Source organism: Cupriavidus sp. IK-TO18 (assembly GCF_015549295.1).
Classification (GTDB): Bacteria; Pseudomonadota; Gammaproteobacteria; order Burkholderiales; family Burkholderiaceae; genus Cupriavidus; species Cupriavidus oxalaticus_A.
The window spans coordinates 305,751-325,073 of the sequence record NZ_JADGMP010000012.1 but is presented as its reverse complement, the minus strand read 5'-3'; the positions used below and the strand labels follow the sequence as shown (position 1 = coordinate 325,073).

The 19,323-nt window shown below is 65.1% G+C and carries 18 protein-coding genes and 2 pseudogenes; 15 read left to right on the top strand and 5 right to left on the bottom strand.

Going from position 1 to position 19,323, the window contains the following annotated elements:
* From IPF36_RS11530 to cheZ, 13 genes and pseudogenes are all read left to right on the top strand, one after another.
* Positions 1-485: pseudogene (locus IPF36_RS11530) on the top strand (methyl-accepting chemotaxis protein); the annotation flags it as partial.
* Between the two features lie 58 nt (positions 486-543).
* A pseudogene (locus tag IPF36_RS11525) lies at positions 544-1,277 on the top strand (DUF4088 family protein).
* Between the two features lie 482 nt (positions 1,278-1,759).
* The gene (gene flhD / locus IPF36_RS11520; protein ID WP_022537455.1) at positions 1,760-2,077 is read left to right on the top strand and encodes a flagellar transcriptional regulator FlhD; all 318 of its coding nucleotides are present in this window, start codon (positions 1,760-1,762) and stop codon (positions 2,075-2,077) included.
* A complete protein-coding gene (gene flhC, locus IPF36_RS11515; RefSeq protein ID WP_133095423.1) occupies positions 2,074-2,679 on the top strand; it encodes a flagellar transcriptional regulator FlhC in 606 nt (201 codons plus the stop codon). The genes flhD and flhC overlap by 4 nt, the downstream gene beginning before the upstream one ends.
* A 119-nt stretch (positions 2,680-2,798) precedes the next feature.
* Positions 2,799-3,662, top strand: coding sequence for a flagellar motor stator protein MotA (gene motA / locus IPF36_RS11510; RefSeq protein ID WP_063241017.1), 864 nt, complete (start codon positions 2,799-2,801; stop codon positions 3,660-3,662).
* A 24-nt stretch (positions 3,663-3,686) separates the two neighbouring features.
* Positions 3,687-4,664: a flagellar motor protein MotB gene (gene motB, locus IPF36_RS11505; protein ID WP_133095422.1), complete on the top strand. Its 978-nt coding sequence runs from the start codon at positions 3,687-3,689 to the stop codon at positions 4,662-4,664.
* A 74-nt stretch (positions 4,665-4,738) separates the two neighbouring features.
* Positions 4,739-6,766, top strand: a complete 2,028-nt coding sequence (gene cheA / locus IPF36_RS11500; protein ID WP_195427994.1) for a chemotaxis protein CheA — start codon at positions 4,739-4,741, stop codon at positions 6,764-6,766.
* Positions 6,767-6,801: 35 nt separating this feature from the next.
* A complete protein-coding gene (locus IPF36_RS11495) occupies positions 6,802-7,296 on the top strand; it encodes a chemotaxis protein CheW (RefSeq protein WP_133095420.1) in 495 nt (164 codons plus the stop codon).
* Positions 7,297-7,333: 37 nt separating this feature from the next.
* Complete coding sequence (locus tag IPF36_RS11490) at positions 7,334-8,257, top strand: CheR family methyltransferase (RefSeq protein ID WP_195427993.1); 924 nt, start codon at positions 7,334-7,336, stop codon at positions 8,255-8,257.
* The gene (gene cheD / locus IPF36_RS11485) at positions 8,257-8,928 is read left to right on the top strand and encodes a chemoreceptor glutamine deamidase CheD (protein WP_133095419.1); all 672 of its coding nucleotides are present in this window, start codon (positions 8,257-8,259) and stop codon (positions 8,926-8,928) included. The genes IPF36_RS11490 and cheD overlap by 1 nt, the downstream gene beginning before the upstream one ends.
* Positions 8,929-8,949: 21 nt before the next feature.
* Positions 8,950-10,023, top strand: a complete 1,074-nt coding sequence (locus IPF36_RS11480) for a chemotaxis response regulator protein-glutamate methylesterase (protein WP_135703483.1) — start codon at positions 8,950-8,952, stop codon at positions 10,021-10,023.
* Positions 10,024-10,091: 68 nt separating this feature from the next.
* A complete protein-coding gene (cheY, locus tag IPF36_RS11475) occupies positions 10,092-10,478 on the top strand; it encodes a chemotaxis response regulator CheY (RefSeq protein ID WP_133095417.1) in 387 nt (128 codons plus the stop codon).
* Positions 10,479-10,496: 18 nt separating this feature from the next.
* Positions 10,497-11,132, top strand: a complete 636-nt coding sequence (gene cheZ, locus IPF36_RS11470; RefSeq protein ID WP_135703484.1) for a protein phosphatase CheZ — start codon at positions 10,497-10,499, stop codon at positions 11,130-11,132.
* 453 nt (positions 11,133-11,585) lie between these two features.
* Here cheZ and IPF36_RS11465 read toward each other — a convergent pair whose 3' ends face one another.
* From IPF36_RS11465 to IPF36_RS11445, 5 genes are all read right to left on the bottom strand, one after another.
* The gene (locus tag IPF36_RS11465) at positions 11,586-11,975 is read right to left on the bottom strand and encodes a cupin domain-containing protein (RefSeq protein WP_135703485.1); all 390 of its coding nucleotides are present in this window, start codon (positions 11,973-11,975) and stop codon (positions 11,586-11,588) included.
* A gap of 88 nt (positions 11,976-12,063) precedes the next feature.
* Positions 12,064-12,543: a YbhB/YbcL family Raf kinase inhibitor-like protein gene (locus IPF36_RS11460; RefSeq protein WP_135703486.1), complete on the bottom strand. Its 480-nt coding sequence runs from the start codon at positions 12,541-12,543 to the stop codon at positions 12,064-12,066.
* Positions 12,544-12,818: 275 nt separating this feature from the next.
* Positions 12,819-13,832 (bottom strand): 1-aminocyclopropane-1-carboxylate deaminase, encoded by a 1,014-nt coding sequence (locus IPF36_RS11455; protein WP_195427992.1) that lies wholly within the window; start codon positions 13,830-13,832, stop codon positions 12,819-12,821.
* 327 nt (positions 13,833-14,159) lie between these two features.
* A complete protein-coding gene (locus tag IPF36_RS11450) occupies positions 14,160-14,876 on the bottom strand; it encodes a hypothetical protein (protein ID WP_135703488.1) in 717 nt (238 codons plus the stop codon).
* 371 nt (positions 14,877-15,247) lie between these two features.
* Positions 15,248-15,703, bottom strand: coding sequence for a DUF1772 domain-containing protein (locus IPF36_RS11445; protein WP_135703489.1), 456 nt, complete (start codon positions 15,701-15,703; stop codon positions 15,248-15,250).
* Between the two features lie 376 nt (positions 15,704-16,079).
* Here IPF36_RS11445 and flhB point away from each other — a divergent pair, with 376 nt between their 5' ends.
* The gene (gene flhB, locus IPF36_RS11440) at positions 16,080-17,222 is read left to right on the top strand and encodes a flagellar biosynthesis protein FlhB (RefSeq protein WP_135703490.1); all 1,143 of its coding nucleotides are present in this window, start codon (positions 16,080-16,082) and stop codon (positions 17,220-17,222) included.
* Positions 17,219-19,300: a flagellar biosynthesis protein FlhA gene (gene flhA / locus IPF36_RS11435; RefSeq protein WP_135703491.1), complete on the top strand. Its 2,082-nt coding sequence runs from the start codon at positions 17,219-17,221 to the stop codon at positions 19,298-19,300. Before flhB ends, flhA begins: the two co-directional genes overlap by 4 nt.
* Positions 19,301-19,323 lie beyond the last annotated feature (23 nt).

Genomic DNA, 19,323 nt, shown 5'->3' with positions numbered 1-19,323 from the left:
CGGTGAAGCGCGTGACCGACATCATGGGCGAGATCAGCGCGGCCTCGGCCGAGCAGAGCTCAGGCATCGAACAGGTCAACCAGGCCGTGGCGCAGATGGACGAGGTGACGCAGCAGAACGCGGCACTGGTCGAGCAGGCCGCGGCCGCTGCCGGCGCGCTGGAAGAGCAGGCCGGCCGCCTGCAGGGCGCGGTGGCGATGTTCCGCCTGGCGGCGGAGGATGCGCAGGCATCGTTCTCGCTGCCTGCCACGAAGCCAGTTTCCGCTGCGGTGCCAGGCAAGGCGGCGGGGAAGGTGCGCACGCCGGCCATCCACAAGCGTGCGGCCGCTCCGGTTGCGGCAAACGCGGCGGCATCCGCTGAAGCCGATGCCTCGCGCCCCGCCGAGCCGATGGAGCAGAAACAGCCAGTGCATTCGGTCACCACCGCACGCGCGCCGCGCCCCGCGCTGGCCGGCGCCGACAACGGCGACTGGAGCGCGTTCTGATCCACCGGCGCCTTCTACCGGAACCACGGGCCGTGGCGCGGCCCGGGATGGCAATGCTATGACGAGCGAGATCACCCTGGCCCTGCCGCCTGATGACGCGGCCAGGCTGCGCAAGGAATTCGACCAGTTCATCGGCGTCTCGACCGGCCTGGACCGCGAGTTCCTGCCGCCCGAGTTCAACGACTTCCTGCGCGCCAGGCTGCTGCAGCACGATGGCCCGCTGACCGAGCGCGCCGTGAACCGGCTGTTGTCCGGCGGCGAGTACGGCTGGGCCCGGCGCGTGTTCGACAAGCAACTGCCCAACGCGCTGGCGGCGCTGATGCGCGACGCGCAGCGTTTCGGCTTTGGCCTCGCGGTGCAGCCGGACTGGAACGCGGCGCAGCGCCTTGCGCATGCGCGCGAATGGCCGCGAAGGTGCTGGCCGAATGCGGGGCTGACGCCGCCTTCACCGAAGCGCTTGCGACCCAGGTCGCGGCCTCGGCCGAAGACGTGCGCGCGCTCGAGGAGCGCATGCGCACACCGGCATGGCGGCTGGCCGAAAGCCTGCGCCAGCGTGCCTATGACCTGATGTACGCGCTGCAGACCGACGACAACGAGGCCACGGGCCGTGCGCGCGTCGGCGAACTGCGCGGCATGCTGGGACTGGCGCTCGAATATGGCTCGGTGCAGCCGGAAGAAGCCGCGCGCGTGCTCGAGCAGGTGGAGCGCTCGCGCCCCGCGTTGTTCCGCGACGCGCCCGACGATGTCTTTGCGCGCCTGGCGGCGTGGCTGCGGCGCATGTTCGGCGGTTGAACGCGCGCGTGCCGTGCCGCGGATTTTGGACATGCCGTTTTCGGACAGGGCAGGGCAAGCCACGTGCGCAATGAGCACCCCGCACGCACTTCGTCAATAGAGGAATCCAGCAGGCACCGGGACGGCGTTTCGCGCGTTTGGTTCTTATGACGATTGCGTTACAGCGTTGATCGAAATCAAGCTACGGGACTGTGAAATGTTACAAAATCCGCAGGCCTCATGTATGTTTCGTGCGACATTTGCAACCCCCCCGCGTAAGTAGGGATTGGCATTGCGGGCAGATTGCCGATATAAACGTACCAGTCTCACTTACACTCTGTAACACTTGTAACGGGGCTGATAACAGTGTGACAAGGGCGCAGTTTCTTTAGGTCGTACGTTGTACCCGCCCAGCCGCAAATCAACGATCTGGTCGCCGGAGCCCTCGGGCCCGGTAAGCGCCGGACAAGCGGCAACGGTGGGTTTTTGGTAGCGGGGAAAAATTGGAAAGCAGTGAAGTTCTCCAGGAGATCAGGGAGGTTAACCTCGCCTATCTGCTGCTCGCGCAACGACTCGTGCGCGAAAACCAGGTCGAAGCCATGTTTCGGCTCGGGGTCAGCAAGGAAATCGCGGATATCCTCGGCAAGCTGACTTCGGCGCAACTCGTCAAGCTCGCGGCATCCAACATGGTGCTGTGCAGGTTCCGCTTCGACGACCATGCGCTTCTGTCCACTCTCACCCACACGGCCAAGAGCCATGACATGCAGCAGATCCACGCCGCGATCCTGCTTGCTCGCCAGCCTGTGGAGTCACTCAATTGACCGCGCTGCTGAAGGCCGAGCCGAACCGGAGTTTCACGGCCACCTCCACAGCCGCCCGCAAGAGCGTTCTCCAGGATGCCAACCAGACCCAGCTCGCCATCGAGCTGATCGGCCTGGGTGCGCGCCTGCAGGTGCTTGAAGCCGAGACCACGCTGTCGCGCGACCGGCTCATCCGCCTGTACAAGGAACTGCGCGGGGTCTCGCCTCCCAAGGGCATGCTGCCCTTCTCGACGGACTGGTTCACCACCTGGCTGCCGAATATCCACTCGTCGCTGTTCTTCTCTGCCTACCAGTTCATGGTGCAGGAAGGCGAGACCGTGGGCATCCGAGCCGTGGTGGCGGCCTATCGCCTGTACCTCGAGCACGTATCGCTGCTGGGCGGCGAAATTGTCTTAAGTTTCACGCGTGCCTGGACGTTAGTACGGTTCTTCGAGAGCAATATGCTGCAGCTGTCCGGCTGCACGTGTTGCGGCGGACAGTTCGTCACGCACGCGTATGAGCCGCACGCGAACTTCGTGTGCAGCCTGTGCCGTCCGCCCTCGCGCGCAGGGAAAGTGAAAAAGCTCTCGAAAGACGCAGCCGCCGTGCAGACCAACGCCTGATCCTGGTTGAGGTCCGTCGGCCGGCAAGCTTGCAGCGCTGGCGGACGGACCACTCCCCGTTCGCCCGTGCGCGGGCCATTGTGCGTGATTGACGCGCGTTTTTTGACGGGGATCCCATCGTGCTAGTAGTTCTTGGCTATGTCGTCGTGGTTGTCGCGGTGCTTGGCGGTTACGCCATGACCGGCGGCCACATGGGCGCGCTATATCAACCGGCGGAATTCGTCATCATCGGGGGCGCCGCCTTCGGTGCCTTCATCGCCACCAACACCACCAAGGCCATCAAGGCCACCGCCCGCGCCCTGCCGGGCCTGTTCAAGGGCTCCAAGTACAAGAAGGAGCTGTACCTGGACGTCATGTCGCTGCTCTACGTGCTGCTGTCCAAGGCACGACGCGAGGGCATCCTGTTCCTGGAAAAGGAAATCGCGGATCCCGCTTCCAGCAGCGTCTTCAGCCAGTACCCGCGCATCCTGTCGGATCCGGTGGTGATGGAATTCCTCACCGACTACCTGCGCATGATGGTCAACGGCAACATGAACGCCTTCGAGATCGAGGCCCTGATGGACCACGAGATCGAGACCTTCCGCCACGAGGCCGAGATTCCCGCCCATGCGCTGTCGCGCGTCGGCGATGCGCTGCCCGCCTTCGGCATCGTCGCCGCGGTGATGGGCGTGGTGCATGCGCTGGGTTCTGCCGACCTGCCGCCGGCCGAGCTGGGCGCGCTGATCGCGCACGCCATGGTCGGCACCTTCCTGGGCATTCTGCTGGCCTACGGCTTTATCTCGCCGCTGGCCGCGCGCATCGAGCTGCAGGTGTCCGAGAACGTCAAGGTCTACGAGTGCATCAAGGTGGTGCTGCTCGCCTCCCTGAACGGCTACGCCCCGCTGGTCGCGGTGGAATTCGGCCGCAAGGTGCTGTACTCCACGGTGCGGCCGTCGTTCCTCGAGCTCGACGACCACGTGCGCGAAGTCAAGAGCCTGAACTGAGCACGGCAAGGCAGGAGGCACCCCATGAGCAGCGCACATGACATGCGTCCGATCATCGTCCGCCGGGCGAAATCGCACGCCAGGCCGCACGGCAACCACAGCTGGAAGATCGCCTATGCCGACTTTATGACGGCGATGATGGCGCTGTTCCTGGTGCTGTGGCTGCTGTCCAGCGCCAACAAGAAGACGCTGGAAGGCATCGCGGAATATTTCCGCATGCCGCTCAAGGTGGCTGTCGTCGGCGGCGAGAAAAGCAGCCAGTCGCCCAGCGTGATTCCGGGCGGCGGCATGGACGTCATGCGCAAGGACGGCGAGATCATGCGCGCGCGCGACAACGAGCCGAGCGAGGAGCAGCGCCGCAACGAACTGCAGGAAGGGCAGCGCCTGCGCGCGCTCAAGCAGCGCCTGGAGCAGATCATCGAGAACAACCCGATGCTGCGCCAGTTCCGTCCGCAGCTGCTGCTCGATATCACCAGCGAAGGCCTGCGCATCCAGATCCTCGATACGCAGAACCGTCCGATGTTCCGCACCGGCAGCGCCGCCGTCGAAAGCTATATGCGCACCATCCTGCGCGAGATCGGCCCGGTGCTGAACGAGCTGCCGAACAAGGTCAGCCTGTCCGGCCATACCGACGCGGCCAACTATTCCAACGGCGAGCGCACCTACAGCAACTGGGAGCTGTCCAGCGACCGCGCTAATGCCTCGCGCCGCGAACTGATCGCGGGCGGCATGCAGGAGGGCAAGGTGCTGCGCGTGCTGGGCCTGGCCGCGACCATGCCGCTGGACAAGGGCGACCTGCTCGCACCGGTGAACCGCCGCATCAGCATTGTGGTGCTCAACCAGAAGGCGCAGGCGCGCTTCGAGGCCGAGAACGCCAGCGCCGCCGAGGTTTCGGTGTCGGCGCAGGCCGGCAAGGCGGCGCAGGAGATGCAGGCCGGTTTGGCCGCTGCCTCCGCGCCGGCGGCAGCGGCCGCCCCGGAAGCGCAGGGCCGCAAGCCATGACACAGCAAACCACCAGTCGCGGCCGCACCAGCGGCGCCCGCGCCTAGCGCAGTAACCTAGTGAGTCAGGACGCCATGTCTGTCGATATCGATATCACACAGTTTTACCAGACCTTCTTCGAAGAAGCGGAAGAACTGCTCGTGGAAATGGAGCAGCTGCTGCTCGGCCTGGACATCGAGTCTCCCGATGCAGAGCATCTGAACGCGATCTTCCGCGCAGCGCATTCGATCAAGGGCGGAGCCGCCACCTTCGGCTTCGCGGCGCTGACCGAGACCACCCACATCTTCGAGAACCTGCTGGACCGCACGCGCCGGCGGGAACTGGCGTTGACCAGGACCATCATCGACACCTTTCTGGAAACCAAGGACGTGTTGCAAGACCAGCTCAACGCCTACCGCAACGGCACCGAACCCGATCCGCAAACGCTGGCGCGCATCTGCGCCGTGCTGCAGCAGCTCGCGCAGGAAGCCGCCGGCGAGGCGGGCGCACCCGCGGCCGCGCCGGCCCCTGCACCCGCTGCCGCACCGGTAGCGACTCCTGTTGCCGGCGGCGCGCTGAAGATCCGGCTGATCAAGGTCTCGGCCAACGACCAGGCGCTGCTGCGCGAAGAACTCGCCAACCTCGGCGAGATCACCGGGCAGCAGGAGGTCAACGGCGAACTGGTGGTGTGGCTCAACACCCAGTGCAGCGCCGACGACATCATCGCGGTGTGCTGCTTCGTGATCGACATGGACCAGATCGTGATCGAGCCCGCGACCGACGCACCCACGCCGGCACCGGCACCGGCACCTGCGGCAGTGCCCGCGCCGGCTCCGGCCGCGGCCGCCCCGGCAGTGCCTGCTCCCGCCGCACGCGAGAAAGAGAAGGAGAAGGAAAAAGCCAGGCCGGCCCCGGCCGCCGCGCACGGCGAAGGCTCGATCCGCGTGCCGACCGAGAAGGTCGACCAGATCATCAACCTGGTGGGCGAACTGGTGATCACCCAGTCGATGCTGGCGCAGACCGCGTCGTCGCTCGACCCGGTGCTGTTTGACCGCCTGTTTTCCGGAATGGGCCAGCTCGAACGCAACGCGCGCGACCTGCAGGAAGCGGTGATGTCGATCCGCATGATGCCGATGGACTATGTGTTCTCGCGCTTCCCGCGCCTGGTGCGCGACCTGGCCAGCAAGCTCGGCAAGCAGATCGACCTGGTCACCTTCGGCAAGGCCACCGAGCTCGACAAGAGCCTGATCGAACGCATCATCGACCCGCTCACGCACCTGGTGCGCAACAGCCTGGACCACGGCATCGAAACGCCCGACAAGCGCGTCGCCGCCGGCAAGGAGCCGACCGGCCAGCTGGTGCTGTCCGCGCAGCACCACGGCGGCAATATCGTGATCGAAGTGAGCGACGACGGCGGCGGCCTGAACCGCGAGCGCATCCTGGCCAAGGCGATCCAGAACGGCCTGCCGGTGTCCGAGAACATCAGCGACGAGGAAGTCTGGCAGCTGATCTTCGCACCTGGCTTCTCCACCGCCGAAGTCGTCACCGACGTCTCCGGCCGCGGCGTGGGCATGGACGTGGTCAAGCGCAACATCCAGGAGATGGGCGGCCATGTGCAGATCAGCTCGCGCCCGGGCCTGGGCACCACCATCCGCATCGTGCTGCCGCTGACGCTTGCGATCCTGGACGGCATGTCGGTCAAGGTCGGCGACGAGACCTTCATCCTGCCGCTGAACTGCGTGATGGAATCGCTGCAGCCCAAGGCAGAGGACGTGCATACCGCCGCCAACTCTGACCGCGTCATGCACGTGCGCGGCGAATACCTGCCGCTGCTGGAAATGCACCGCGTCTTCAACGTCGCCGGCGCGCTGCAGGAGCCGACGCAGGGCATCGCCGTGATCCTGCAGGCCGAAGGCAAGCGCTTCGCGCTGCTGGTAGACCAGCTGATCGGCCAGCACCAGGTGGTGCTGAAGAACCTGGAAACCAACTACCGCAAGGTGCCGTGCATTTCGGCGGCGACCATCCTCGGCGACGGCAGCGTGGCGCTGATCGTCGATGTCGGCGCGCTGCAGCGCACCGGCGTGCGCCGGCAGGAGCCGGCGCTGGCCTCGTCGTTGGCCTGATCCCCCCGACCCACTACAGGAAGAGAAAACACATCATGGCCGGCATCGGACACATCGATACCCCCGGAAGCGACGCTTCGGGCCAGGAGTTCCTGGTCTTCACGCTGGGCTCGGAGGAATACGGCATCGACATCCTCAAGGTGCAAGAGATCCGCAGCTACGAGACCGTCACGCGCATCGCCAGCGCGCCCGAATTCATCAAGGGCGTGACCAACCTGCGCGGCGTGATCGTGCCGATCGTCGACCTGCGCCTGAAGTTCCGCCTGGGCAACGTGCGCTACGACCACCAGACGGTGGTCATCATCCTCAACGTGGCCAGCCGCGTGGTCGGCATCGTGGTCGATGGCGTGTCGGACGTGCTGACGCTGACCGGCGAGGCGATCAAGCCGGCGCCGGAGTTCGGCGTGTCGATCTCGACCGAGCACCTGACCGGGCTGGGTACCGTCGACGGCCGCATGCTGGTGCTGATCGATATCGAGAAGCTGATGACCAGCCCCGAGATGGCGCTGGTCGAGGCCGAGCTGGCCTGAACCCGGCGCCGCCGCAACCTGAAACGCCACGCCAGCCATGACGCCGTTCCGCACTGCCGCCAGCGCTCCCGCCAGCCTCCAGGGCCTGGCGGGCGCAGTCGCCGCGCCGGTCGCCAACCCGCGGCGCGACGAGATGCGCGACTTCCTGCTGACCGAGCGCGACTTCGAGAAGATCCGCGCGCTGATCCACAAGCGCGCGGGCATTTCGCTGGGCAGCCACAAGCGCGAAATGGTCTACAGCCGCCTGGCGCGCCGCCTGCGCACGCTGCAGCTGGCCGACTTTGCCTCGTACCTGGCGATCCTGGAAGCGGATGACCGCTCGCCCGAGTGGGAGTTCTTTACCAACTCGCTGACGACCAACCTGACTTCGTTCTTCCGCGAATCGCACCATTTCCCGCTGCTGGCCGAGCACGCGAAGAAAATAGGGCGCCCGTACAGCGTGTGGTGCTCCGCGGCGTCCACCGGCGAGGAACCGTACTCGATCGCCATCACACTGGCCGAGGCGCTGGGCGACCGCGCCGCCACCGTGCTGGCCACCGACATCGACACGCAGGTGCTGGCCAAGGCCCGCAGCGGTGTGTATTCGGCCGACCAGGTCGCACGGCTGTCGCCCGAACGGCTCAAGCGCTTCTTCCTGAAGGGCACCGGCCCGCGCGCGGGCTCGGTCAAGGTCAAGCCCGAGCTGGCCGCCACCATCACGTTCGATCCGCTCAACCTGCTCGCGCCCGACTGGGGCATCCGCGAGCAGTTCGATGCGATCTTCTGCCGCAACGTGATGATCTATTTCGACAAGCCGACGCAGGGCCGCATCCTGGAGCGCTTCGTGCCGCTGCTCAAGCCGCACGGCCTGCTCTTCGCCGGCCATTCGGAGAACTTTTCCTACGTCACGCGCGCATTCCAGCTGCGCGGGCAGACTGTCTACGAACTGGCGCCCGATGCCGCCAGGGCGGGAAGGGCCTGATGCGCACGCCCTATCTGCCCGAGGCGCTGGCCACGCGCACCTACTTCGACCGCGAGTTCGGCAAGCAGGCGGTCAAGCTGCTGCCCAACGAGTACTACGTGACGCGCGAGGACGTGGTGCTGACCACCGTGCTGGGGTCGTGCGTGGCCGCGTGCATCCGCGACGAGGTCGCCGGCGTCGGCGGCATGAACCACTTCATGCTGCCCGACGACGAAGGTGGCGGCGCTGGCGCCGACCGCATGCTGTCGCCATCGATGCGCTACGGCAGCTACGCGCTCGAGGTGCTGATCAACGAGCTGCTCAAGATGGGCGCGCGGCGCGAGCGGCTGGAGGCCAAGGTCTTCGGCGGCGGTGCGGTGCTGGCCAACATGACCACGCTGAACATCGGCGACCGCAACGCGGATTTCGTGCTGCGCTACCTCAAGGCCGAAGAGATCCGTGTGGCGGCGCAGGACCTGCGCGGCCCGCATGCGCGCCGCGTCAGCTATTTCCCGATCGGCGGGCTGGCGCTGGTGCGCCGCCTGACGCGGCAGGACGACGAGGTCTCGGTGGCGCGCGACGAACGCGCGCTGGCACGGGCCATCGCCACCTCGGCCAGGACCCCGGCGCGCGCGCCGGAGCGCACCCCCGAACTGTTTGCGCGGCAGTCTCCCACGCGCCAGCTTCCCTGACCCAACCGAGCACGAATTCCTATGACTGCCGCCAAGATCAAGGTGCTCTGCGTGGACGATTCCGCGCTGATCCGCAGCCTGATGACGGAGATCATCAACAGCCAGCCCGACATGGAAGTGGTTGGCACCGCGCCCGACCCGCTGGTGGCGCGCGACCTGATCAAGCGCCTGAACCCGGACGTGCTGACGCTGGACGTCGAAATGCCGCGCATGGACGGGCTGGATTTCCTTGAGCGCCTGATGCGGCTGCGGCCGATGCCGGTGCTGATGGTGTCGTCGCTGACCGAGCGCGGCTCGGAAATCACCATGCGCGCGCTGGAACTGGGCGCAGTGGATTTCGTCACCAAGCCCAAGCTCGGTATCCGCGACGGGCTGATCGAATACACCGACACCATTGCCGACAAGCTGCGTGCCGCATCGCGCGCGCGGGTGCGTGCGGCCGCGCAACCCGCGGCAGGCGTCGCTGCCCCCGCGCCGATTCTGCGCAGCCCGCTACTGTCGACCGAGAAGCTGATCATCCTTGGCGCCTCCACCGGCGGCACCGAGGCGATCAAGGAATTCCTGATGCCGCTGCCGCCCGACAGCCCCGCGGTGATGATCGTGCAGCATATGCCGGCCGGCTTCACGCGCTCGTTCGCGCAGCGCCTGGACGGGCTGTGCCGGGTCACCGTGAAGGAAGCCGAGCACGGCGAACGCGTGCTGCCGGGCCATGCGTACATCGCGCCGGGCGACTCGCACCTGCGCCTGGCGCGCAGCGGCGCCAACTATGTCGCGCACCTGTCGCAGGAAGCGCCGGTCAACCGCCACCGGCCCTCGGTCGACGTGCTGTTCGATTCCGCCGCCGAGCATGGCGGCAAGAACGTGATCGGCGTGATCCTGACCGGCATGGGCAAGGACGGCGCGCGCGGCATGCTGCGCATGCGCGAGGCCGGCGCCTATAACCTGGCGCAGGACGAGCACACCTGCATCGTGTTTGGCATGCCGAAGGAGGCGATCGCCACCGGCGGCGTGCATGAAATCGTGCCCTTGCCGGCGATGACCCAGCGCGTGATGGCGCGCCTGGCCACGTACGGCACGCGCGCGCAACGGGTCTAGTCGAGCCGGCAAGCCGACAACAAAGCCGGACCAACAAGCCATAACTGCATTTACCTGGAGCCCTCAAAGTGGACAAGAACATCAAGATCCTGGTCGTGGACGATTTCCCGACCATGCGCCGGATCATCCGCAACCTGCTCAAGGAGCTGGGATTCGTCAACGTCGAGGAAGCCGAGGACGGCGCCGCCGGCCTGGAGAAGGCCCGGGACGGCAGCTTCCAGTTCGTGATCTCGGACTGGAACATGCCCAACATGGACGGCCTGTCGATGCTGCAGGCGATCCGCGCCGACGCGAACATCGGCAAGATGCCGGTGCTGATGGTGACGGCCGAGGCCAAGAAGGAAAACATCATCGCCGCGGCCCAGGCCGGCGCCAACGGCTATGTGGTCAAGCCGTTCACGGCCGCCACGCTGGACGAGAAGATCACCAAGATCTTCGAGAAGCTCGCCGGTTGATCAAGAGGAGCCTTTGCCATGACTCCGACGCTGAGCAACGATTCGGCCGAGCAACTGATCCTGCGCATCGGCAACCTGACGCGGATGCTGCGCGACAATATGCGCGAGCTCGGCCTGGACAAGGAGATCGAGCGCGCCGCGCAGGCCATTCCCGACGCGCGCGACCGGCTCAACTACATCGCGGCGATGACCGAGCAGGCCGCCGAGCGCACGCTGAACGCGGTCGAACTGGCGCAGCCGATCCAGTCCGGCATCGAGCAGCAGGCCGAGACCCTGGACAAGCGCTGGGAGGCGTGGTTCGAGAAGCCGGTGGAGTTGGCCGACGCCCGCTCGCTGGTGCTCGACACGCGCGCCTTCCTGTCCGAGGTGCCGGGCCAGGCCCGCGCCACCAACAGCCACCTGCTCGACATCATGATGGCGCAGGACTTCCAGGACCTGACCGGGCAGGTGATCAAGAAGATGATGGACATGATCCGAACGCTGGAGCAGGAACTGCTGCAGGTGCTGATCGACAATGTCCCGTCCGAGCGCCGCGTGGAAGCGCAGGCGCCGTCGACGCTGCTCAACGGACCGCAGGTGAATCCGGAGGGCAAGGCCGATGTGGTGTCGGACCAGTCGCAGGTGGATGATCTGCTGGCTAGTTTGGGCTTCTGACGTTTCGTTTGGGCGCGCCTTTAAGAGTTTGCCCATACCCGCGCTTGCTGCCCCAGTTCCCGTTGGGTTCGTCGTTGCGCCGTGGCGACCGGGTTTAGCAGCCTGAGTGAGAAAGTTGGCCGACCGCCTTCTGGCGGTATCCTTACATCCGCCGTGTCTGCGCACGCCTCTTCCATGCGCGGGCCATGGCGGGGGAGCCCTCGGGCTCGCCGGCTCCTCCTCACCGGTCTGCTAACCCTGCCTTGCGCCTGCCCACCCCGATTAGCAGCGGGGTAGCGGGACTCAACCTGTAGGTCGGTGCTGTTTGGGGCCCCGAACGAATGCCCGCGGTGCCAACCTTCCTTTCTTGCCGATCAGTACGAGAACTCCCGCGGCTTTATGGTTCCTCTGAGGGAAGTCAAAGGCCTTGGCGCCCTCTTCTGATGTGCCAACCCGCACCGACCGACACATCACTCACGGCGCCGGCGATGCCAGCGGCTTCCCTTTCTCGACCACGTACACGCCCACCACCCGCGCCGCCGTGCCACCATTGTTGTGGGCGTCATGCACCACGCCGGCCGGCACCACGAACGACTCTCCGGCCTTAATGGTGCGCGGCGACTGGCCGTCGATCAGGAGTTGCACCTCGCCGTCCATGACGTAGCTGATCTCGTCTCCAGGATGCGTATGCCGCCCCGCATAGGTGCCTGGCGCCACCTCCACGCGCGCGACCACGGCTTCGCGACCCGGTACGGATACATCGGCCCGGCCGACCACGGTGCGAGTCAGTCCCGAACCCTGCGCCAGCGCGCTACCTGTCATCAGCGCCACGATGCTCAAAATGACCAGATTCTTGTAGTGCATGATTTCTCCTCGAAATTATTTATCTTTTCCATAGATGACTGCCCCGTCTGGTCCCCGCCGACATTCATGCTGGCAGGCTGTTACTACGTCAGCGCCCCTGCTTCTGGTAGGTCCCGATCAGTTCGGCATGGGCCAGTATGTGCCCCCGCATCGCCTGTTCCAGCGCCGCCTTGTCGGGCTTGCCGAGATCCGGCAGCACGACGTCCAGGGCATATAGCTTGTGGAAATACCGGTGCCGGCCAATTGGAGGACACGGCCCGCCGTAATCGGCACGGTGCCAGTCGTTCAAACCTTCGCGAGCGCCCGGCGGCAAGCTATGCCGGCTCATGCCCTGCGCAAGCGAGCCGGCCTTCGGCGGCAGGTTGTACACGACCCAATGGACCCATGTCATTTGCGGTGACGCCGGGTCCGGGGCATCCGGGTCGTCGACAATCAGGACCAGGCTGGCAGTGGAGGGTGGCAACCCAGACCAAGCCAGTGGCGGTGACACATCGGTGCCTTCGCACGTGTGCACGGTGGGGATCTCCCCGCCTTGGGCAAACGCGGGGGATGTCAGTATGAGCGGCATCGATGGCCTCTGCTGGGCAAGTAGCGTTGGTCCGAACAGCATGGCCGCTAAGGCCAGCCACCTCGGTAGAAGTGCCAATCGCACCATATCTGCCTCCGCCGGCGCATGACGGCTGTTCCAACTTAGCCCGGATTCAATCCCTGTACAAGGGACCGTGCAGCTTTCCGAAGCCGGCGGCTGACATTCGCGCGCGGATTCCCCTGTCTTGGGACATCTGATACGTGCAGGCCTGGCAAGCGCTTGCTATCAGACTCACACGATCTTGTGCAAGCCGATCATGCGAACGCCTTGTGATACGCGTTGAGTGCGGGCGCGCCGCCCAGATGCACGTACAGCACGTTCGTTCCCTTCGGAATCTCACCCGCCTGCGCCATCGCGATCAGGCCCGCCATGGATTTGCCCTCGTACACCGGATCGGTGAGCATCGCCTCAAGCCGCGCTGCCGTGCGGATCGCATCGATCGTCCGATCGTCGGGCAGGCCATAGTCCGGGCCCGCGAAACGCGGATCGACGATCACGTCGGCGTCGTCGATCGGCTTGCGGATGCCGATCAGTTCCGCAGTCTGCCGCGCGCTCTTTGTCACGGCGCGGCGGGTCATCGCCTCGTTGCAAGCGGTATCGATGCCAATCAGGCGGCGCGGCCTGTCCTGCGCCTTGAACCCAGCGACCATGCCGCCCTGTGTCGAGCCGGTGCAGGTCGCGGTAATCACGGTGTCGAAGAACATGCCCATTTCCTGTTCCTGGCGCGCAAGTTCCTCGGTGAAGTTCGCATAGCCAAGGCCACCAAGGGGATGGTCGGATGCACCCGCCGGAATCGCATAAGGCTTGCCGCCTTCCCGGCGCACCTGCTCGAGGGCGCGCGACCAGGTCTCCTTCACCTCGGTCGAGTAGCCCTCGCCCTCCAGCAGCGTCTCGGCGCCCATCAGCCGCGACAGCAGGATATTGCCGACCTTGTCGTAGACCGGATCGTCCCAGTGTGTCCACTCCTCCTGCACCAGCCGGCAGCGCATGCCGAGCACCGCCGCGACGGCCGCAACCTGGCGCGTGTGATTCGACTGAATGTTTCCGATGGAAACGAGCGTGTCGGCGCCTTTCTTCACTGCGTCAGCGGCGAGCCACTCGAGCTTGCGAATCTTGTTGCCGCCAAACGCGAGCCCGGACGACACATCGTCGCGCTTTGCCCACACCGAAATGCCGAGCACATCGGACAGGCGATTGAGCCGATGAATCGGCGATGGGAAGAAGCCAAGCGAGATGTGGCCGAAGCGATGCTCGAGATCAAGTGCCATGGCGGGCTCCCTGTCGAGGAACGGGGAAAGATTGACTCTAGATTAGGTCCAAAAGGCCGAGACATTGGAGCGTGGCGCGCATTCACCTGGGCGCCTCGCCAGGGTCGAATCGGTATTCAAATGCGCCCTCGCTCTGGACGGAATGTTGAGGTGCAAACATCACATTCGAACGAGCTGCTTCGGCGCCGTCGAACGGCGCCTTATGGCCCGATTCCGGTCGGACGAGAAGGCGATCGCCGGCGCTTTTGTCGTTCGAGTCGTTAGATTCTAGAAGGCCAGGTATCAGTGGCCTCGCATGATTGGCCTATAGGCCTGCTCCTGACTACCCTACTGGAACACCAGCGTGCCCAGCGATTGCCCATTGATATTGAACATCGTGGATCTGGACGAAACAAAGCTGATGTTGCCGCTGGTGTCGATGCGGAATATGGTCTCATCCTCGGCGATGCGGGCATTGCTGTTGTCGAACACCTTGTCGAGCAAGGTCAAGAGCAGGCTGCTTCCGGTATCGGCGGCAACGCTATAGGACTCGGTAAGTGTTCCCACCTTCGTGGCCTGTGTGCTGTCCGAGTAAATCGTGGCGCTTGCCAGAGGTCCCGAGTCGCCGGCCTTCACTGTCGGTGGAATCGTATAGTCGGCGAACACCACAAAGGCATCCCCCTCGTCGATCACCATCACGGCATAGGTAACGGTATTGCGGGAGATGGTCCTGGTGTTCGAGAACGGCATCGAATTACCATTTGCGACAACCGTGCCGCTGACGGTTTCAGTGGTCCTCAATACCGAAGTGTTATTCAGAGAGGTCGCAACGAAAGGGGTTGCGGTCAGGGTTCCGGAGCCTGATACCGGCACATTCTCTACCGTGCCGGAAATCGAGAAACTTGCGGTCAGTCCATTCGCCGCCAGACTTGCCATGGCTGTGCTGAGCGGCACCGTCAGAGGCTGCACCGGCGTGGTGGCTGCTTCGTTGCTGTCGTTGTCGTCGCCGCCGCAGCCGCCGAGAAAGAATGAAATTGCAAGCACAAGAAGGAATCTCCCGGACATCGCAGTCTCCTGGCCGAAGTGCCCCGGATTCGAAACCTGTCTTGGCATGCGACCCGGCGGAACGGGTAGGGCATGGCGCAAACCGCAATCTTTCCATACCCGCAACCCATGCAAAATGCCCTGCTGTTCGGCAGGCTTGGCGCGCGAGCCCGTCACCCCAAATAAGCCGCAACAAAGATGCCAACACTGCCGGATGTGTTGTTTTTATTATGTTATGGCAGACATATAGATTCGAGGCGCTGGTGAAATCGGTGCAATCTGTTTCGTTCGAGATACAAGCCGGAAGCTGTCAGGCGTATGCCCTCATCCGGACGCCGCGATGGGCGAACTCAGGGTCGTCATGTCATTCACCGGCTGGCGGGATCTTCAGTTCAAGTGACTCCATTTCCAACTCCACCCAACTGCCACACATCGATGGCGGACGCGACAAGACTCAATGCTGTGCGCACTCCATGCAGCCTGGCCCATTTCTGCAAGAGTTCCCGGGTCTCCACCGACGATAGATCGCGATCCGGCTCGAGAATCTTGTGGTTGATGGGCATTACGACGAGCAAGGTGTACGGCACGACAGATCCGATCAGTAGCGCGGCAGCAAACCACCAGATACTGGCGCCCAAAAGCCATGCCATCACTCCGCTCAGTAAGCTGACCAGCGCCAATGGAGCCTGCATGAGCGTGGCGCGCTTATAGCTGGGCGCCCACTGCTGTGCCGCGGACCTTGTCTCAAGCACCATTCTTGCGGGATGCTCAACCACGTTGATATACAAGGCGGCCCCGGCGAAGAGCATCGCAGCGAACGCGGCAATCATTTGCAGTGCGTGGTTCATCACACCCTCCGTGAAGCCTACCTCCAATTATGGTGAAGAACCCGAGAGGCCCCACAGGGAGTTCGTAAGGCATTGGAAGGCTTCCGGCGTTTTGCGCGCGACTGGCAGGTTCGCTGACGATGCCTGATGGACAAGCACAGCGCTCACCCACAGGAGTGCGTCCACGACGGGCGGTGGCTTGTTTCAAGGCACTCGCCGGTCGACGGCCACTCCAGATTTCCCTAAAGTCTCCCAACCCCCCGCCGTTAATCCCCCAAGTCCCCCGATTTCCCAAACAACACCCAAATCCCCCGCCTTTTCCCATGAATGGGAAGCCCCCCACGCTTCGATAATCCGTGCTGACGAATAGCGGCCTGCCGCTTCGCACGGAGCGTGGATGTCCGAAGAAAGCGATCTCGAGAAAACCGAACCCGCCTCACCCCGGCGCCTGGAAAAGGCGCGCGAGGAGGGGCAGGTGGTGCGTTCGCGCGAGCTGGCCACGTTCATCATGCTGATCGCCGGCGTCCTCGGCCTGTGGACGCTGGGCGGCCACATGGGCCGCAGCCTCAACCAGGTCATGCAGGGCGCGCTGCGCTTCGAGCGGGAAACCGCCTTTGATACCTCGCGCATGCTGTCGCGCTTCGTGCTGATGGTGTGGGACAGCCTGCTCGCCTTCCTGCCGCTGCTGCTGCTGTTCGGCGTTGCCGCACTGGCCGCGCCGCTGATGCTGGGCGGCTGGGTGTTCTCGGCCAAGTCGTTCGCGCCGCAGTTCTCGCGCATGTCGCCGATGGCCGGATTGGGCCGCCTGTTCTCCGCGCATTCCCTGGTGGAGTTGCTCAAGGCGGTGGCCAAGTCGCTGCTGGTCGGCGCGGTCGGCGCCTGGGTGCTGTGGCAGCGCCTGCCTGAGGCGATCGCGCTGATGAACGCACCGGTCCAGGAAGCGCTGCTGCACATGGTCGACCTGGTGCTGTACTGCTGCCTGGTGGTGTCGCTGTCGCTGCTGGTGGTGGCGGCCATCGACGTGCCCTGGCAGTACTGGGAGTTCTTCAAGAAGCTGCGCATGACCAAGGAAGAGGTCAAGCAGGAATTCAAGGAGAGCGAGGGCGATCCGCATATCAAGAACCGCATCCGCCAGCAGCAGCGCGCCATGGCCCGCCGCCGCATGATGACCGAGGTGCCCAAGGCCGACGTGGTGGTGACCAACCCCACGCACTTCGCCGTGGCGCTGCGCTATGAAGAGGGCCGCATGGGCGCGCCGCGCGTGGTGGCCAAGGGCACCGGCGAAGTCGCCGCGCGCATCCGCGCGCTGGCCGCCGAGCACCGCGTGCCGCTGATGTCGGCGCCGCCGCTGGCGCGCGCGCTGCACCGCCACGTGGAGCTGGGCCACGAGATTCCCGCCGGACTCTATACCGCCGTGGCCGAAGTGCTGGCCTGGGTCTACCAACTGAAGCACTGGCACTACTCGCAGGGCCCGCAGCCGCAGGCGCCGTCGGACCTGCTGGTGCCTGATGAACTCGCCGTACCGGAAAGCCGCGAATGAATGCTCTGAGCTCATTGCTGAACCTGCCTGGCCTGCGCTCGGCCGGCCAGATGAAGGCCTTCACTGGGCCGCTGCTGATCATCATGATCCTGGGGATGATGATCCTGCCGCTGCCGGCCTTCGTGCTGGATCTGCTGTTCACCTTCAATATCGCGCTGGCGATCATGGTGCTGCTGGTCAGCATGTACACGCAGAAGCCGCTGGACTTTGCCGCGTTCCCCGCGGTGCTGCTGTTTACCACGCTGCTGCGCCTGTCGCTGAATGTCGCCTCCACCCGCGTGGTGCTGCTCGAAGGCCATACCGGCCCGGACGCCGCCGGCAAAGTGGTGGAAGCGTTCGGCCACTTCCTGGTGGGCGGCAACTTCGCGGTCGGCATCGTGGTGTTCGCAATCCTGGTTGTGATCAACTTCATGGTCATCACCAAGGGCGCGGGCCGGATTGCCGAGGTGGGCGCGCGCTTCATGCTGGACTCGATGCCCGGCAAGCAGATGTCGATCGATGCCGACCTCAACGCCGGCCTGATCGACGAAGCGGCGGCCAAGAAGCGCCGCGCCGAAGTGGCGCAGGAATCCGACTTCTACGGCGCCATGGACGGTGCCAGCAAGTTCGTGCGCGGTGACGCCGTGGCGGGCCTGATCATCATGTTCATCAACGTCGCCGCGGGCATGGTGGTGGGCATGGTGCAGCACGACCTGGACTTCGGCACCGCAGTGCACAACTACACGCTGCTGACCATCGGCGACGGCCTGGTCGCGCAGATCCCGGCGCTGGTGATCTCCACCGCGGCCGGCGTGATCGTGTCGCGCGTGGCCAATGAGCAGGATGTCGGCGAACAGCTGACCGGGCAGCTGTTCTCCAACCCGCGCGTGTTGTACCTGACCGCCGGCATCATGGGGCTGATGGGCATCATCCCGGGCATGCCGCATTTCGCCTTCCTGCTGCTGTCCGGCGCGCTGGTCTGGATGGGCCGCTACCTGTCGCGCAAGGCGGCGACGCAGCAGCAGGTCAGGCAGCGCGAGGAACGCGCGCCCGCTGTCGCGCAGGAGTCGACCGAAGCCAGCTGGGACGACGTCTCGCTGGTCGACCCGCTTGGCATGGAAGTGGGCTATCGCCTGATCACGCTGGTCGACCGCGCGCAGGACGGCGAACTGCTCGGCCGCATCAAGAGCATCCGCAAGAAGGTGGCGCAGGAAATCGGCTTCCTGGTGCCGGTGGTGCATATCCGCGACAACCTGGAACTCAAGCCCAACGCCTACCGCATCACGCTCAAGGGCGTCGAGATCGGCCGCGGCGAAGCCATGCCGGGGCAATGGATGGCGATCAACCCGGGCCAGGTCAGCGGCACGCTGCCGGGCGCGGCCACGCGCGATCCCGCCTTCGGCCTGCCGGCGGTATGGATCGACGCGGGCATCAAGGAGCAGGCGCAGTCCTACGGCTACACCGTGGTCGATGCCAGCACCGTGGTCGCCACGCACCTGAATCACCTGATCCACATGCATGCGGCCGAGCTGCTCGGCCGCCAGGAAGTGCAGGCGCTGCTGGACCGCATCGCCAGGGACGCGCCCAAGCTGACCGAAGACCTGGTGCCCAAGACCATCTCGCTGACGGCGCTGCAGAAGATCCTGCAGAACCTGCTCGACGAAGGCGTGGCGATCCGCGACATGCGCACCATCCTCGACGTGGTGGCCGAGCATGCGCCCAAGATCAGCGATCCGAACGAACTGACCGCGATGGTGCGCGTGGCCATGGGCCGCGCCATCACGCAGCAGCTGTTCCCCAACAACGCCGACCTGCAGGTGATCGGCCTCGACGCCGGCCTCGAGCGGGTGCTGTCGCAGGCGCTGACCAACGGCGGCGGCATCGAGCCAGGCCTGGCCGATGCGCTGCTGCAGCAGACCCAGGGCGCGGTCACGCGCCAGGAGCAGATGGGGCTGGACCCGGTGCTGCTGGTGCCGTCGCAGCTGCGCCCGCTGATGGCGCGCTTCCTGCGCCGCACGCTGCCGCAGCTGCGGGTGCTGTCGCATGCCGAAGTGCCTGACAACCGCAATATCCGCATCACCGCCATGATCGGCGCGTGAGCGATCACCCGACAGAGCCAACG